The organism is Cognatundibacterium luofuense (assembly GCF_018139685.1).
GTDB classification, from domain to species: domain Bacteria; phylum Pseudomonadota; class Gammaproteobacteria; order Burkholderiales; family Burkholderiaceae_D; genus Undibacterium; species Undibacterium luofuense.
On the sequence record NZ_JAGSPN010000120.1, the window covers coordinates 1 to 487 of the forward strand.

Sequence of the window (487 nt, forward strand, 5' to 3'; positions counted from 1 at the left end):
CACCAGATTCAGACTCACTTCCACATTACCACGCGTCGCGTTGGAGTATGGGCAGACTTCATGTGCCTGGTGTATCAATGCTTCTGCGGCTTCTGTGTCCATACCAGGCAAGGAAATATTCAGCGTGACGGCGATACCAAAGCCGCCTTTGCCATTGGGGCCTATGCCAACAAGACCATTGACGGAGACATCCGCTGGTAATGCTTTTTTCTGGCTGGCTGCAACGAATTTCATGGCACCGATAAAGCAGGCGGAATAGCCAGCTGCAAATAATTGTTCAGGATTTGTGCCGGCACCGCCAGCGCCACCCAGCTCTTTTGGCGTCGTCAGTTGCACATTCAGGTGCTGGTCGTCAGAAGTAGCGCGGCCATCACGACCACCGGTTGCAGTTGCATTTGCTGTGTAAAGAATTTGCATGATCAGTTTCCTCAGTAAGGTTAGGGGAGAACTGGAGTGCCGATCTGCTATTGTTCCTTGTGCCGTCGAT

Annotated in this window: 1 protein-coding gene; it reads right to left on the reverse strand. The window is 52.2% G+C overall.

The features are described 5' to 3' along the window. The coding region (locus KDM89_RS19620) for an organic hydroperoxide resistance protein (RefSeq protein WP_186882138.1) at positions 1-417 on the reverse strand (417 nt) is incomplete at its 3' end. Positions 418-487: the final 70 nt, after the last annotated feature.